This is a genomic window from Pigmentiphaga sp. NML080357 (assembly GCF_002188465.1).
GTDB lineage: Bacteria > Pseudomonadota > Gammaproteobacteria > Burkholderiales > Burkholderiaceae_B > Pigmentiphaga.
In genome coordinates this window covers 150,527-164,804 of record NZ_NINW01000037.1, presented here as the reverse complement: position 1 = coordinate 164,804, position 14,278 = coordinate 150,527, and the positions used below count along the sequence as shown (strand labels likewise).

Sequence of the window (14,278 nt, the reverse complement as noted above, 5' to 3'; positions counted from 1 at the left end):
TTCCGTGTTGCAGAGGATATGGGCAAGAATGCCTTCACTCTGCGCAGCCCATTGTAAAAAAGCCGTGCCTGGCGGCACGGCTTTCAAGCCAGGGCCGGTTCCGGCCGGCCCTGATGCCGGGGAGTCAGCCCTGGCTGGCTTCGATGCCCAGTCCCTTGGCGACGCCTTCCCCGTATCGCGGGTCCGCCTTGGCGAAGTGCGCGATCTGGCGCTCCTGGATGTCGCGCGGCACCGTCTTCATCGAATTGACGATGTTCTCGATCAGCAGCGCCTGCTGCTGGGGATTCATCAGCCGGAACAGGTTGCCGGCCTGCGTGTAGTCGTCGTTGCCCACGCGATGATCGTATCGATCGGCGTCGCCCTCCAGCCGCAGCGAGGGCTCGCGGTAGGCAGGGTCCTGCTTGGGCGCGTCGCTGAAGCTGTTGGGTTCGTAGTTCGGTTCGCCGCCGAAATTGCCGTCGAAACGCATGGCGCCATCGCGCTGGTAGGTACGCACCGGCGCATGCGGCCGGTTGACGGGCAGCGCCTGGTAGTTGGTGCCGACGCGATACAAGTGCGCGTCATGATAGGCGAAGAGGCGCGCCTGCAGCATCTTGTCGGGGCTGAAACCGAGGCCGCGCACGATGGAGGCCGGCGAGAACGCGGCCTGCTCGACTTCGGCGAAATAGTTCTCCGGATTGCGATCGAGCGTGATGACGCCGACTTCGATCAGCGGGAAATCCGCGTGCGGCCAGACCTTGGTCAGATCGAACGGATCATAGGGCGTCTTGCGCGCCTGCTCCTCGGTCATGACCTGGATACAGAAGCGCCACTTGGGAAAGTCGCCGCGGGCAATCGCGTCGAACAGGTCGCGTTGCGCGTAGTCGGGGTCCTCGCCGGCCAGCCGGACGGCGTCGCGCGGGTGCAGGTTCTTGATGCCCTGCAGGCTGAGCACGTGATACTTCACCCAGACCCGTTCGCCACGGGCGTTGATCATGCTGAAAGTATGGCTGCCGAAACCGTGCATGTGGCGGTAGCCGTCTGGCGTGCCGCGATCGGAGAACAGCGTGGTGACCTGGTGCAGCGACTCGGGCGACAGCGACCAGAAGTCCCACATGGCGGTCGGGTTCTTCAGGTTGGTGCGCGGGTCGCGCTTCTGGGTATGGATGAAGTCGGGAAACTTGATGCCGTCGCGAACGAAGAAGACCGGCGTGTTGTTGCCCACCAGGTCCCAGTTGCCTTCGTCGGTATAGAACTTGATGGCGAACCCGCGCGGATCGCGCTCGGTATCCGCCGAGCCCTTCTCGCCGCCGACCGTGGAGAACCGGATGAACACGTCGGTCTTCTTGCCTACATGCGAGAAGAGGTCGGCGCTCGTGTAGCGCGTGATGTCGCTGGTGACTTCGAACACGCCGTAGGCGCCCGAGCCCTTGGCATGGACCACGCGTTCGGGAATGCGCTCCCGGTTGAAGTGCTGGAGTTTCTCGATGAGATGGAAGTCTTCCATCAGGACCGGGCCGCGGGCGCCGGCAGTGCGCGAATTCTGGTTGTCGGCGACGGGAGCGCCCGTGGCGGTGGTGAGTTTCGTCATCGTTGGCTCTCTGGGGCGGTTGAGGAGCCCACACGATAGGATGGATCTCGTTATTAGTAAATTGAATTAATCAAATTGAATCAATAGTGATTGACAATCGATCCTCGTCGGCGAGCTATCGTGCGGCGCGGGCGCCTCCCGGCCGCTTGGTAAAATCGTCCCTCGATCCCGTCCGGCCAGCGTGCTTCCCGCTGGCCGGACATCCAACCTGGAAGCCGTGTTCGAGGAGAACCTGCGTGAAAAACCTCGTTTCGGTGCCGGCCGCGCACCGCGAACAAACTTGTCCCCCCGAAACGGAACGCCTGGTCCGCCCCGCTCTTGCCAGCGGCGGGCGCCGCCGCGTGCTCGGCTGGCTGGCGGGCGTGCCGGCGGCGTATGCGGCGCTGGCTGTGCCGCGTCCTGCCTGGGCGGCGGCCGAATCCCTGTCGGTGGGTTTCGTCTATATGTCGCCGATTACCGACGCCGGGTGGACGCGCCAGCACGAAGACGGCCGGTTGGCGATGGTGCGCGCCTTGGGGGACCGCGTAACCACCCGCGTGGTGGAGAACGTGCCCGAGAACGCAGACGCCGAGCGCGTGATCCGCGATCTGGCCCGCCAGGGGTGCAAGCTCGTCTTCACCACCTCGTTCGGCTATATGGACGCGGTGATGCGCGTGGCGCGCGAATTTCCCAAGGTCGTGTTCGACCAGGCCTCGGGCTACCGGCTCGCGCGCAACCTGGGCGCCTACAACATCCGTTTTTACGAAGGCCGCTATCTCGCCGGACTGGTGGCCGGCGCGATGACGCGCAGCAACGTGCTGGGCTATGTCGCGGCGCTGCCGATTCCCGAGGTGATCCAGGGCATCAACGCGTTCACGCTGGCGGCACGCAGCGTCAATCCCAAAGTGCAGGTGCGCGTGGTCTGGACGCAGAACTGGTTCGACCCGCCCCGCGAGCGCGATGCCGCGCAAGCCGTGCTGCGCCAGGGGGCCGACGTGCTGACGAACCACTCGGGCTCCTCCGTGGTGGCGCAGGCGGCAGAAGCCGCGGGAGCCTGGATGCTCGGCTACACGTCGGACATGAGCAAGTACGCGCCGACGCGGCAGCTCGGCGCGGTGGTGCATCGCTGGGGCGACCACTACATCCAGGCCGCGCGCGAAGTGCTGGCGGGCACCTGGACGTCGCGGGCAATCATGGGCGGCCTGCAGGACGGCATGATCGCGCTCGAGGCGCTTTCTCCCCAGGTGCCCCAGGCCGTGCGCGCCTCCGTGGAGCAGGCCCGGCAACGGATCGCTGCGGGCGCGCTGCATCCTTTCGGCGGCCGCCTCGTCGACAACCAGGGCACGGTGCGCCAGCAGTCCGGCGTGCCGAGCCAGCGCGACGTGGACCATATGGACTGGTTCGTCGAGGGGGTGGTGGGCAAGGCGGTGGCCTGAGGAGAAGTCTGCGGACGTATCCCCTCCGATGCCGGTAAAGTATGGGACGCATGTGAACCGCCGCCTCCGGGCGTTGTCCCACGAGAGTGCGCCGCCCTGGCGGTTCCGCACGTTCCCGCCGGCGGGCGCCATGCGGCGCTCGCCTTCCCAGCCTTCTTTTCCTTGCGCCGGCCATGAAACCTGACGCACGTCCGTTTTCTTCGTTTTCGTTCCTGGCCCAGGCCTGGCGCATGACCGTCCGCGACTGGCGCGCCGGCGAACTGCGGCTGCTGGCGATGGCGCTGGTCGTCGCGGTGGCGTCGGTGGCCAGCGTGGGTTTCCTGGCCGACCGCATTCGCCAGGCACTGGAACGCGATGCCGCCCAGCTGCTGGGCGGCGACCTGGTCCTGATTTCCGACACGCCGGTGTCGGACGCCCAGCGCGAGGAGGCGCGGCGACTGGGGCTGTCGCTGACCGAGACTCTGCAGTTCCCCTCCATGGCCAGCGCCGGCAGCGGCGATGCGGCGCGCTCGCAACTGGCGGCGCTCAAGGCGGTGCAGCCCGGCTATCCGCTGCGCGGCAACCTGCGCGTGGCGGAAGGTCCGGCGATGCCCGATGCGGTCACGCGGGACATCCCGGCTCGCGGCGCGGTCTGGGTGGATCCGCAATTGCTCTCGCTGCTGGACGTGCAGGTGGGAGCCAGCCTGCAGCTGGGAGACAAGCGCTTTCGCATCGACCGCGTGATCGCGGTGGAGCCCGACCGCGGCATGAACTTCATCAACGTCGCGCCGCGGGTCATGATGCGCGCCGACGACCTGGATGGTACGGGACTGGTGACCTTCGGCAGCCGCGTGTCCTACCGGCTCCTGGTGGCCGGGCGGCCTGCCGCCGTGCGCGACTACGCTGCGTGGCTCCAGGCCCATCCGCAGCGCGGCCAGCGCGTGGAAACGCTGGATTCCGGCCGGCCGGAAATGCGCCGCACCATCGACCGCGCCCAGCAATTCCTGTCGCTGGTGGCCCTGCTGGCGGCGTTGATTGCCGCGGTAGCCGTGGCGCTGGCGGCGCGCCGCTTCACGCTGCGGCATTTCGACAGCGTGGCCGTGATGCGCTGCCTGGGGGCGACGCAGTCCTTGCTGACGCGACTGTTCGCCGCTGAATTTCTCATCATCGCGCTCGGGGCCGCCGCAGTAGGGAGCGTGATCGGGTATGCCGCCCACGAGGGGCTGATCGCGGCGCTCGGGGGACTCATCACGGCGGATCTGCCGCGCGCCGGTCCGTTGCCGGCCGTGCAGGGCTTTCTTGCCGGCGTCTGGCTCCTGCTCGGCTTCGCGCTGCCGCCGCTGGCCCAGCTGCGGCACGTGTCGCCCGTGCGCGTGCTGCGCCGCGATACCGGGGTTGCCCAGGCGCGCACGGCGGTCGGCTATGGCATCGGCGCGCTCGGCTTCGCGCTGCTGCTGCTCTGGTTCGCGCGCGACCTGAAGCTGGGCCTGATGGTGGCCGGCGGCTTTCTCGCGGGTTTCCTGCTGTTCTCCGGCGTGGCCTGGCTGGGCGTGCGATGGCTGGAGCCGCTGCGGCAGTGGCAGCGCGGCCCGGTGGCGCTGCGCTTTGCGCTGGCCGGCGTGGTGCGGCGCCGGGGCGCGACCGTGGCGCAGGTCTGCGCGCTCGCGGTGGGGTTGATGGCCTTGCTGCTGCTGTCTATCACGCGCAGCGACCTGGTCGACGGCTGGCGCCAGGCCGCGCCGCCCGATGCGCCCAATCGTTTCCTCATCAACATCCAGCCGGACCAGCGCGAGGCGGTGGCGCAGCGGCTGGCGCAGGCCGGCCTGGACCACGTGGACCTCTACCCCATGATTCGCGGCCGCCTGCTCGAGATCAACGGGCGCGCCGTCGGCCCGGCGGATTACCAGGACGATCGCGCGCGCCGGCTGGTGGACAGGGAATTCAATCTTTCCTACATGGACCGGATGCCCGGCCACAATCGCGAGGTGGCGGGCCGCTGGCTGGACCCGTCGGCGGCCGAGGTGTCCATGGAAGAGGGCATCGCGCAGACGCTGGGCGTGAAGCTGGGCGATACGCTCAAATTCGACATCGCTGGCAACCAGGTCGACGTGGCGGTCTCGGGCCTGCGCGCGGTGGATTGGGATTCCATGCAGGTCAATTTCTTCGCCATCCTGTCGCCCGCCGTGCTGCGCGACATGCCGCAGAGCTGGATCACGGCGCTGCACTTGCCGGACGACAAGGCCGGCCTGTCCAATACGCTGATCCGCGAGTTTCCCAATCTCACCATCTTCGATACCAGCGCCATCCTGCGGCAGGTGCAGGGCGTGCTGGACCAGGTGGTGGCCGCGGTGCAGTTCCTGTTCCTGTTCACCCTGGCGGCGGGCTGCCTGGTGTTGTATGCCGCGCTGGCCTCGACCCGTGACGAACGCGTGCGCGAGGCGGGCCTGCTGCGCGCGCTGGGGGCGACCCGGCGCCAGCTGTCGACGGCGCAGTGGCTCGAGCTCGGCGCCATCGGGGGCGCCGCCGGCATGCTGGCCGCGGCCGGCGCCTCGGTGATCGCCTGGCTGCTGGCGCGTTTCGTGTTCGACTTCGCGCTGGCGCCCAATCCCTGGGTATGGGCGGCCGGTTTGCTGATAGGCGTGGCATGCGCGTTGGCCGGCGGATGGATGGGCCTGCGCGGCGTGCTGCGGCACCCGCCCCTGGCAACGCTGCGGGAAGTGTAGAAGGTGCCGCGCTTTGGAAAACCGATATGCAGAATGACAAGACGATATTGATACAGGAACCGGCCGAGCCGGCACCGGCCGGGCAGACCGTGTTCGAACGCATAGGCGGGGAAGGGCGGGTGCGGGAGCTGGTCGACCGCTTCTATGACTTGATGGACCTGGACGCCGACCTGTCTGACCTGCGCGCGGCGCACGGCCCTTCGCTGGAGCAGGCGCGCGACAAGCTGTTCTGGTTCCTGTGCGGCTGGATGGGTGGGCCGGACTACTACATCCGGCGCTTTGGCCATCCGCGCCTGCGGGCGCGTCATCTGCCGTTTTCCATCGGCACGAAAGAGCGGGACCAGTGGGTGGTCTGCATGGGACGCGCGATGCAGCAGGTCGGGATCGAACCGGAGCTGGCCGACCGGCTGCTGGCCTCGTTCTACAACACGGCCGACTGGATGCGCAACCGCGCGGAGTAAGCCAAGGGGCTTCAGGCACCCGGCGCGGTGGCGCCGGGACGTTCCCATGGCGGCGTGCCGCCCAGGTGCTCGCGCAGCCATGCCAGCAACACCTCGAGTCGCGGCGTGTGGCGCTTGCGTGCCGGTATCAGCGCCTTGAGCCACACGTCCTGCAAGGGGTGGTCTTCCAGCAGCGCCACCAGGGTGCCGTCGGCCAGCGCCTTCCCCGCGACGTAGCTCGGCAGGACGGCTATGCCGTTGCCCGCGCGTGCGGCCGCATAGAGCGCGTAGTTGTCGTTGGCGCCCAGGCGCGCCGGAACGTCGACGCTGACCGGGCCGCGCGCGCTGTTGAAATGCCAAGTATGGCCCGTGGGATTGAACACCAGACAGTCGTGATCGGCCAGGTCGCGCGGATGGCGCGGCGCCGAGCGGCGCGCCAGATAGGCGGGGGCGGCGCATACCACCTGCCGCAGAGGGCACAGCGGTTCGTCGACCACGCCCTCGTAACTGTCCGCGCGGCCGCTCACCGAGATGTCGAAGCCTTCCTCGGCGGGATTGGCCGAGCGGTCCAGCAGCATGATCTCCAGGGTCAGCCGGTCGTAGCGCTGCTGGAAGGCAGCCAGGATATCCGCCAGGTACAACACCGTGAGCGACGTGGGGGCGCGCAGCCGGATGTGGCCTTCGAGCACGTCTTCGTCTCGCTTCAGCTCGGAGGCGATGTCGTCGAAGTCGCTGACCAGCGCTCGCGCCCGGGCGTGGAATTTGTGGCCGGCCTCGGTCAGCGTCACCCGGCGGCTGGAGCGGTCGAACAGGCGCGTTCCCAACGTCCACTCGAGATGGCCGATACGCTTGGCGATGACCGAGGGAACCGTATCGAGCTGGCGTGCCGCTTCGGAGAAATTGCCGCCCCGCACCGTGGCTAGGAAGGCGCGCAAGTTGGCCAAGGTGTCCATATCTATTCCAAATTGCGAAAGCTGGTTCCTCAAATTAGACCAGATAATCCAATTTGAAACAGATACCATGTCCGCTTCGCAGAATGACGAGGTGGAGCAATGACATTGGGACATCCGGCCAGCGTTTCGGAGCCGGCCCGGCAGACCCCGGTACTGGGCGAATACGACGTCGTGGTGCTGGGCGGCGGCCCGGCCGGCATGACGGCGGCTGCCGCCGCCGCACGCCATGGGTGCCGCACGCTGCTGATCGAGCGCTATGGCTTTCTCGGTGGCATGGGCACCGCTGCGGGCGTCACCAACTTCTGCGGCCTGCATGCCAATGTGTTCGGCGACAACCGGCGCGTGGTCCATGGCCTGGCCGACGAACTGCTTTCCACGCTGGAACGCCTGGGCGGCCTGTGCGAACCGCATCGGATGTTCCAGGACAAGATCATGGCCCAGGCCTATGACAACGCGGCGTTCAAGCTGGCGGCGGACGACCTGGTGGTGTCCAGCGGCAGCCAGGTGCTGTTCCATGCCCAGGCCGCGGGCGTGCTGATGCGCGCGCCGGGCGAGATCGCCGCCTTGCTGGTGGAGACCAAGTCCGGACGCGGCGCCGTGATCGGCAAGATCTACATCGATTGCTCGGGCGATGGCGACATGGCGGCCGCGGCGGGCGTGCCCTACGAGAAAGGCGACGGGCATGGCGGCATGCTGTATCCGTCGACCATGTTCCGCGTCAATAACGTCGATCCCGCGCGCGCGGGCAATGCCTGGGAGCACTTCGGCCGTCTGATGGAAGAGGCCGCCCGGCACGGCCGCCGCTTCGCGCGCAAGACGCCCATCGTCCGCCCGCAGAAGAATCCGGTGGAATGGCGCGCCAACGTGACCCAGCTGAGCAACCCCGACGGCTCGGCCATCGACGGCACCGATGCCTGGCAACTGAGCGAGGGCGAGCTGCAGGGGCGCCGCCAGGCGCGCGAGTTCTTCGAGTTCCTGCGCGAATACGCGCCCGGCTTCGAGTCTTCCTACATCCTGGAAATCGCGCCCCAGGTCGGCATCCGCGAGACCCGCCGCATCGTCGGCGAGTACCAGTTGACCGAGGACGACGTGCTGGGCTGCGCGAGCTTCGACGACACCATCGGCGTCAACGGCTGGCCGGTGGAGGCGCACGTGGCGGGCGACATCGTCTTCAAGTTCGTCGATGTGCCCAATTGCCGGGGCTTCAATCACCTGCCGTACCGCATGCTGCTGCCGCTGGGCGTGGACAACCTGCTGATGGCGGGGCGCTGCGCCTCGATGACCCACATGGGCCAGTCGGCGGCGCGTGTCACGGGGCCGTGCTTTGCCATGGGGCAGGCGGCCGGAACGGCCGCGGCGCTGTCGCTGCGGGCGGGCGTGGCGCCGCGCAGGCTCGACGTCCCCCGCCTGCAAGAGGTCCTGCAGCAGGACGGCGCCTACCTGGGCCGGGACATGTAGCGCCCGGCGCCTGCTTCATTCATCACAAGGAGACAATATCGTGATCAAACACCTGGCCGCGGCCATGCTCGTCGTTCCCATGCTGGCCGTTCCCGCCCATGCGCAGTGGCCCGAGCGGCCGGTGCGCATCATTGCGCCCTTCGCGCCGGCCTCCACGCCGGATACGCTGGCCCGGGTCCTGTCCGAGCGGCTGTCCAAGCAGCTCAAGCAGACCTTCATCGTCGAGAACAAGGCCGGCGCCGGCGGCATGATCGGCACCGACCACGTCGCCAAGGCGGCGCCCGACGGCTATACCCTGGGCGTCAGCATCACCGGACCGCTGGTGAACAACAAGCTGCTCTACAAGAAGATGCCGTACGACCCGGACCGCGACCTGACGCCGATCACGGTGGCGGTGATGCAGCCCAGCGTCATCGTGACGCGGGGCAACCTGGACGCCGCCAATCTCGAGCAGCTCATCGCGCAGCTCAAGCAATCGCCCGGCAAGTTCAACTACGCCTCCATCGGCAACGGCTCGCTGTCGCACCTGACCATGGAGCTGGTGGCTTCGCGCAGCGGCACCAACATCGTGCACGTGCCGTACGGCGGATCGAGCCAGGCCGTGACGGCCCTGATCGCGGGCGACGTGGACATGGCGTGCCTGCCGGCCGCGGCGGTGCAGTCCTTCGTCAAGGCCGGCAAGCTGCGCGCCATCGCCGTCACCACCGGCAGCCGCACGCGCTTCATGCCCGACGTGCCGACCCTGGCCGAGCAAGGCATGGCCGGCATCGACACCGGGGCCTGGATGGGCATCGTCGCGCCCGCCGGCATGGATGAAGCGCTGAAGCGCCGCATCCACCAGGAAGTGGTGCGTGCCTTGCGCGATCCGGAGGCCCGCAAGGCCTTCGACACCCAGATGATGGAAGTGGTGGCCGGCACGCCGGCGGAGTTCTCGGCCTACCTGAAGGAAGAGGCCGACCGCTGGTTCCCCGTCATCCGCAAGAACAAGATCGAACTGGATTGACGCGCGGCCCGGCTCCGCGTTCTCCGGCGCCCGCGATGCGCCGGCGGCGCAAGGAGCCGCTGCGGCTTTCCCGCAAGGCTCTAAAATCCCTCGTTTTGGGGGCCGAGTCTTGACCGAATACTTGTTGTGGAGCAGCGCCGCCGCTGCCGTGCTCGCCGCGCTGTTCGCACTGCTGGCGCTGCTGCGCAAGCCGGGAACGGGCGATCCACGTCCGGACCAGATCCTGGAGGCGCAGGAACGCCTGGAGCGCTCGCTGCGGGCCGAGATCACCGAGAGCCAGCGCGGGCTGCGTTCGGAACTGGCCGAATCCACGCGCGGCCTGCGTACCGAACTGGGCCAGACCCTGGCGCAAGGGCTGCAGGCCATGGGCGGCCAGCAGGCGCAACAGGCGCAGGTGCTCAACCAGCAGCTCGACGCCTTTGCGCAGAATCTCACCACGCTGACGGCGCAACTGCAGGAGCGCTTCGAGGCGCTGCGCATTTCGCTCACGCGCGACGCCGCCGTCAACCGGGACGAAAGCGCGCAGGCCCTGCAGCGTTTTGCCGACCGTTTTTCGGAACAGCTGCGCGTGCTGACCGAGGCGAACGAGCGCCGCATGGCCGAAGTGCGCACCACCGTCGAACAGCGGCTCAAGGACATGCAGGCCGATAACGCCGTCAAGCTGGAAGAGATGCGGCGCACGGTGGACGAAAAACTGCATGCCACGCTGGAGCAGCGGCTGGGCGAATCCTTCAAGCTGGTCTCGGACCGCCTGGAAGCCGTGCACAAGGGGCTGGGCGAGATGCAGTCCCTGGCGGCCGGCGTGGGCGATCTCAAGCGCGTGCTGACCAACGTGAAGACGCGCGGCACCTGGGGCGAAGTGCAACTGGGCATGCTGATCGAACAGACCATGACCCCCGCGCAATATGGCCGCAACATCAAGCCCGTGCCCGGCAGCGACGAACTGGTGGAGTTCGCCATTCGCCTGCCCGGCCGCGACGACTCGGCGCCGGTATGGCTGCCCATCGACGCCAAGTTTCCCAAGGAGGAATACGAGCGGTTGGTCGACGCGCAGGAACGCGCGGATCTGGAGGCCGTGCGGACCGCCGGCATGGCGTTCGAGCGAGGCGTCGAGCTGGAGGGCCGGCGCATCGGGTCGAAGTACATCGCGCCCCCGCACACCACCGATTTCGCCATCATGTTCCTGCCCACGGAAGGGTTGTACGCCGAGGTGCTGCGCCGGCCCGGCCTGATGGACAAGCTGCACGCCCTGCGCATCAACGTGGCCGGCCCCAGCAATCTCGCGGCCCTGCTCAACAGCCTGCAGATGGGCTTTCGCACGCTGGCGATCGAGCAGCGCTCGTCGGAGGTCTGGAAGGTGCTGGGCGCGGTCAAGTCGGAGTTCGGCAAGTTCGGCGACGCCCTGGCCAGCGTGAAGAAGACGCTGGAAACCGCCAGCAACAAGATCGGGCAGACCGAAGTGCGCACCCGCGCCATGCTGCGCAATCTCAAGACCGTCGAGGCGTTGCCGGAAAACGAGACGCGCCGGCTCCTGGGTTCGGACGACGACAACCTCGCGGCCGACGAGGCCGACCGCGAAGCCGACGCGTAAATGGTTTGTGCAACTTTCCGGTTGCATGATTCGGCGGCCTCGCTATATTGCAACTAATCGGTTGCACAAAAGGAGACGCCGATGAGTACCCATGACCGTATCGAAAAGCAGATCGTGCTGCGCGCGCCCGTCGAGCGCGTCTGGCGCGCGTTGACCGACGTCGGGGAGTTCGGCCAGTGGTTCGGCGTGAAGCTGGACCAGCCCTTCGCGCCCGGCCGAACCATGACCGGCACGTTCGAAGGCGGGTTCGACGAGGAAGAGTTCAGGCAGTACCAGCACGCGCTGGGGCTCCCGCCGTCGGACATACGGCAGCCCCTGCCCAATGCCGTGTTCTGCACGGTCGAGCGCATGGAGCCGCCGCGCGTCTTCAGTTTCCGCTGGATTCCCTTCGGCATCGACGCTGAATGCGATCCGGAGCAGGAACCCACCACCCTGGTCGAGTTCCTGCTGGAAGCCGTTCCCGAAGGCACGCGGCTGACCATTACGGAATCGGGGTTCGAGCGCGTGCCGCTACACCGCCGCCAGCGCGCGTTCATGATGAACGATGGTGGCTGGAGCGCGCAGGCGGAGAATCTCAGGCGCCATGTCGAACCGGCGTGAGCACGACCTGGCCGGGGTCTTTGCCGCGCTGGGCGATGCCACGCGGCTGGCCCTGGTTACCCACCTGCTGGCGGCGGGGGCCTTGTCGGCCACCGCGCTGGCGCAGGGGCGGGACATTTCCCGCCAGGCGATCGTCAAGCACCTGCAAGTGCTGGAAGCGGCGAAACTGGTGGTGCACGAACGCCGCGGCCGGGAAGTGCTGTATGCGCTCGATCCGCACCGCATCGAGGAGGCCCGCGCATTTCTCGCCGCCATCTCGGCCGGTTGGGACCGCGCGCTGGGCCGCCTGAAGAACCTGGTCGAGTCGCCATGACGGGCGGCGGCCTGGAAAGAGAGGGGAATCCATGAAAGACGTCGTCACTTTTCTGATGTTCTCGGGCGAGAGGCACGGGCAGGCCAAGGCGGCCATCGAGACCTACGTGTCCTTGTTCCCTGGATCCGCCATCGAACGCATCGACTGCTACGGGCCGGGCGAGGACCAGCCCGAGGGGACCGTCCGCACGGCCTGGTTCAAGCTCGGTGCCCGCCGCTTCATGGCGATCGACAGCGCGGGCCCGCACGCCTTCAACTTCACGCCGTCGATGTCGCTGTTCGTGGAATGCGAGACGGAAGACGAGCTCGAGCGCTGTTACGCCGCCTTGTCCGAGGGCGGCCAGGTGCTGATGCCGCTCGACAACTACGGCTTCAGCCGGCGCTTCGGCTGGGTCAACGATAGGTTCGGCGTGTCCTGGCAGCTCAATTTCACTTGATGCGGCCTGCGGGCCACAGTGCGATTGTGGGAGTGACGACTGAGACCGGTAAGTCTATGCTTACACGTAAGTTATGACTTACGCGAACGAAAGTTGGACTGCACTGGCCGATCCGACGCGGCGGGCAATCTTCGACCTCATCGTCGAACGCCCGTGCTCGGTAGGCGAGCTGGCCCGTGATCTCCCGGTTACTCGGCCGGCGGTCTCGCAGCACCTGAAAGTACTCAAGGAGGTCGGTCTCGTGATCGACTCGAGGTCAGGCAAGCATCGCATCTACAGGATCGATCCCAAGGGGCTCGCGAAGGTTCGCGCGGAACTCGATCGGTACTGGGACAAGACGCTGGCGGCCTACAAGGTGGCCGTCGAGCAACCACCAGAGGAAACGTAATGAGTTCGCATCCATCGGACACTTCAGTCAAGCGTTCCATCGTCGTCGAAGTGCCGCTTGAGCGGGCATTCGAGGTCTTCACGAAGCAGTTCGGCAAGTTCAAGCCCGCCGAGCACAACTTGCTCGCGGTGAAGATTGCCGAGACGGTGTTCGAGACTAGAGTCGGCGGCCATATCTACGACCGCGGCATCGACGGCAGCGAATGCCGATGGGCGCGCGTGCTCGCTTACGAGCCGCCGCACCGTCTGCTCCTGAGTTGGAACATCAGTCCGCGATGGCAAATCGAGTCCGACCCGGACAAGGCCAGTGAGTGGGAAGTCCGCTTCATAGCCGAGACGCCGCAGCGCACCCGGGTGGAAATCGAGCATCGAAAGTTGGACCGCCACGGCGACGGTTGGGAAGGCGTGCGCGACGGCGTCGCCGCCGATCGAGGATGGCCGCTGTACCTGCAGCGATATGCCGATCTCGTGGCGCACGGAACCTGACGCCGCGGGCCGCGCGAACGTCGAGCGCGAGCCCGAGAGATCCCCGGCCGCGGTCTGGCTCGACCGCGGCCGTGCCGACCACGAGGCATTCAGGGCGGACCCTAGATAGTGCAGTTTCGTCCGGAGGTTGATGTGCAGGCTTACTACTCTGTCGCCATCACTACGCTGATAGCGGGAATCGTCTATTTCGGCATGGCGCTTACCGTGGCGCGTGCACACAGCAAGACCGGCATTCTTGCGCCGGCGATGACGGGTGATGCGTACCTTGAGCGCTGCGTTCGCGCTCACACCAATACGCTCGAATGGATGCCGATCTTTTTGCCCGTCGGCGGCTGATTTGCAGGATCAGGCAAAAGCCAGGCAGGAATCGGTATTGTCGTCCGGGGCGTGGTTTACGTAACCTCTGTCACGAGCCGGACAAGGGTCCGGCGTATTTTCCGCAGGGGACGTGGCAATGGCGATTCAGCTCAAGATCAACGGCAAACCGACTACGCTCGACGCGCCCGGCGAAATGCCGCTGCTGTGGGCGGTGCGCGATCTGGCAAACCTGACCGGCACCAAATACGGCTGCGGCATGGCCTTGTGCGGCGCCTGTACGGTGCATGTGGATGGCGAGCCGGTGCGCTCCTGTGTGACCCCGGTATCGACCGTCGCCGGCAAGGCGGTCACGACCATCGAAGGGGTCGGCCAGGACCGGGTCGGCCAAGCCGTGCAGGCCGCATGGCAGGAGCTCGACGTGGTCCAGTGCGGCTACTGCCAGTCGGGCCAGATCATGTCGGCCGCGGCACTGCTGCGCAGCAACCCCCGTCCCACCGACGACGACATCGACGCGGCCATGAGCGGCAACGCCTGCCGCTGCGCCACCTACGTCCGCATCCGCGCGGCCATCCACCACGCCGCGCAGGCGCTGGCTTGAGGGGACGC

At 67.1% G+C, this 14,278-nt stretch carries 15 protein-coding genes; 13 read left to right on the top strand and 2 right to left on the bottom strand.

The features are described from left to right. Positions 1-124: 124 nt before the first annotated feature. Positions 125-1,570 (bottom strand): catalase, encoded by a 1,446-nt coding sequence (locus CDO44_RS15960; RefSeq protein WP_087781235.1) that lies wholly within the window; start codon positions 1,568-1,570, stop codon positions 125-127. A gap of 236 nt (positions 1,571-1,806) precedes the next feature. Between CDO44_RS15960 and CDO44_RS15955 the strand changes: the two genes are divergently transcribed. From CDO44_RS15955 to CDO44_RS15945, 3 genes are all read left to right on the top strand, one after another. Next, positions 1,807-2,985: a BMP family ABC transporter substrate-binding protein gene (locus CDO44_RS15955; protein ID WP_233146211.1), complete on the top strand. Its 1,179-nt coding sequence runs from the start codon at positions 1,807-1,809 to the stop codon at positions 2,983-2,985. A 173-nt stretch (positions 2,986-3,158) separates the two neighbouring features. Next, positions 3,159-5,687, top strand: coding sequence for an ABC transporter permease (locus CDO44_RS15950; RefSeq protein WP_233146210.1), 2,529 nt, complete (start codon positions 3,159-3,161; stop codon positions 5,685-5,687). A 26-nt stretch (positions 5,688-5,713) separates the two neighbouring features. Next, complete coding sequence (locus CDO44_RS15945) at positions 5,714-6,148, top strand: group II truncated hemoglobin (protein WP_087781233.1); 435 nt, start codon at positions 5,714-5,716, stop codon at positions 6,146-6,148. Between the two features lie 11 nt (positions 6,149-6,159). On the opposite strand, the gene CDO44_RS15940 is transcribed toward CDO44_RS15945, so the two are convergent. Beyond that, positions 6,160-7,080: a LysR family transcriptional regulator gene (locus CDO44_RS15940; protein WP_087781231.1), complete on the bottom strand. Its 921-nt coding sequence runs from the start codon at positions 7,078-7,080 to the stop codon at positions 6,160-6,162. Positions 7,081-7,179: 99 nt separating this feature from the next. Between CDO44_RS15940 and CDO44_RS15935 the strand changes: the two genes are divergently transcribed. The 10 genes from CDO44_RS15935 to CDO44_RS15890 all read left to right on the top strand — a co-directional run bounded on the left by CDO44_RS15935 (position 7,180) and on the right by CDO44_RS15890 (position 14,270). Beyond that, complete coding sequence (locus CDO44_RS15935) at positions 7,180-8,538, top strand: FAD-dependent oxidoreductase (RefSeq protein ID WP_087781229.1); 1,359 nt, start codon at positions 7,180-7,182, stop codon at positions 8,536-8,538. A 40-nt stretch (positions 8,539-8,578) separates the two neighbouring features. Further along, positions 8,579-9,541: a tripartite tricarboxylate transporter substrate binding protein gene (locus CDO44_RS15930; protein ID WP_233146209.1), complete on the top strand. Its 963-nt coding sequence runs from the start codon at positions 8,579-8,581 to the stop codon at positions 9,539-9,541. Between the two features lie 109 nt (positions 9,542-9,650). Beyond that, positions 9,651-11,132: a DNA recombination protein RmuC gene (rmuC, locus tag CDO44_RS15925; protein WP_087781228.1), complete on the top strand. Its 1,482-nt coding sequence runs from the start codon at positions 9,651-9,653 to the stop codon at positions 11,130-11,132. A gap of 81 nt (positions 11,133-11,213) precedes the next feature. Further along, positions 11,214-11,732 carry an SRPBCC family protein gene (locus tag CDO44_RS15920; protein WP_087781226.1) on the top strand — a complete coding sequence of 173 codons (519 nt, stop codon included), beginning with the start codon at positions 11,214-11,216 and terminating at the stop codon, positions 11,730-11,732. Then, positions 11,716-12,045: a helix-turn-helix transcriptional regulator gene (locus CDO44_RS15915; protein WP_087781224.1), complete on the top strand. Its 330-nt coding sequence runs from the start codon at positions 11,716-11,718 to the stop codon at positions 12,043-12,045. Before CDO44_RS15920 ends, CDO44_RS15915 begins: the two co-directional genes overlap by 17 nt. Before the next feature lie 31 nt (positions 12,046-12,076). Next, complete coding sequence (locus CDO44_RS15910) at positions 12,077-12,481, top strand: VOC family protein (protein ID WP_087781222.1); 405 nt, start codon at positions 12,077-12,079, stop codon at positions 12,479-12,481. 73 nt (positions 12,482-12,554) lie between these two features. Continuing rightward, on the top strand, positions 12,555-12,869 hold the full coding sequence (locus CDO44_RS15905; protein ID WP_087781221.1) for a helix-turn-helix transcriptional regulator: 315 nt from the start codon (positions 12,555-12,557) through the stop codon (positions 12,867-12,869). Further along, positions 12,869-13,354 carry an SRPBCC family protein gene (locus CDO44_RS15900; protein ID WP_087781219.1) on the top strand — a complete coding sequence of 162 codons (486 nt, stop codon included), beginning with the start codon at positions 12,869-12,871 and terminating at the stop codon, positions 13,352-13,354. Before CDO44_RS15905 ends, CDO44_RS15900 begins: the two co-directional genes overlap by 1 nt. Positions 13,355-13,486: 132 nt before the next feature. Continuing rightward, entirely contained in the window at positions 13,487-13,690 is a 204-nt protein-coding gene (locus CDO44_RS15895; RefSeq protein WP_087781217.1) for an MAPEG family protein, read from the top strand. Between the two features lie 118 nt (positions 13,691-13,808). Beyond that, positions 13,809-14,270, top strand: a complete 462-nt coding sequence (locus CDO44_RS15890; RefSeq protein WP_087781215.1) for a (2Fe-2S)-binding protein — start codon at positions 13,809-13,811, stop codon at positions 14,268-14,270. Positions 14,271-14,278: the final 8 nt, after the last annotated feature.

Coding starts and splice junctions, on each gene's coding strand:
- CDO44_RS15960 (WP_087781235.1), bottom strand. CDS start 1,570: ATGACGAAACTCACCACCGCCACGGGCGCTCCCGTCGCCGACAACCAG.
- CDO44_RS15950 (WP_233146210.1), top strand. CDS start 3,159: ATGAAACCTGACGCACGTCCGTTTTCTTCGTTTTCGTTCCTGGCCCAG.
- CDO44_RS15945 (WP_087781233.1), top strand. CDS start 5,714: ATGCAGAATGACAAGACGATATTGATACAGGAACCGGCCGAGCCGGCA.
- CDO44_RS15940 (WP_087781231.1), bottom strand. CDS start 7,080: ATGGACACCTTGGCCAACTTGCGCGCCTTCCTAGCCACGGTGCGGGGC.
- CDO44_RS15935 (WP_087781229.1), top strand. CDS start 7,180: ATGACATTGGGACATCCGGCCAGCGTTTCGGAGCCGGCCCGGCAGACC.
- CDO44_RS15920 (WP_087781226.1), top strand. CDS start 11,214: ATGAGTACCCATGACCGTATCGAAAAGCAGATCGTGCTGCGCGCGCCC.
- CDO44_RS15915 (WP_087781224.1), top strand. CDS start 11,716: ATGTCGAACCGGCGTGAGCACGACCTGGCCGGGGTCTTTGCCGCGCTG.
- CDO44_RS15910 (WP_087781222.1), top strand. CDS start 12,077: ATGAAAGACGTCGTCACTTTTCTGATGTTCTCGGGCGAGAGGCACGGG.
- CDO44_RS15905 (WP_087781221.1), top strand. CDS start 12,555: ATGACTTACGCGAACGAAAGTTGGACTGCACTGGCCGATCCGACGCGG.
- CDO44_RS15900 (WP_087781219.1), top strand. CDS start 12,869: ATGAGTTCGCATCCATCGGACACTTCAGTCAAGCGTTCCATCGTCGTC.
- CDO44_RS15890 (WP_087781215.1), top strand. CDS start 13,809: ATGGCGATTCAGCTCAAGATCAACGGCAAACCGACTACGCTCGACGCG.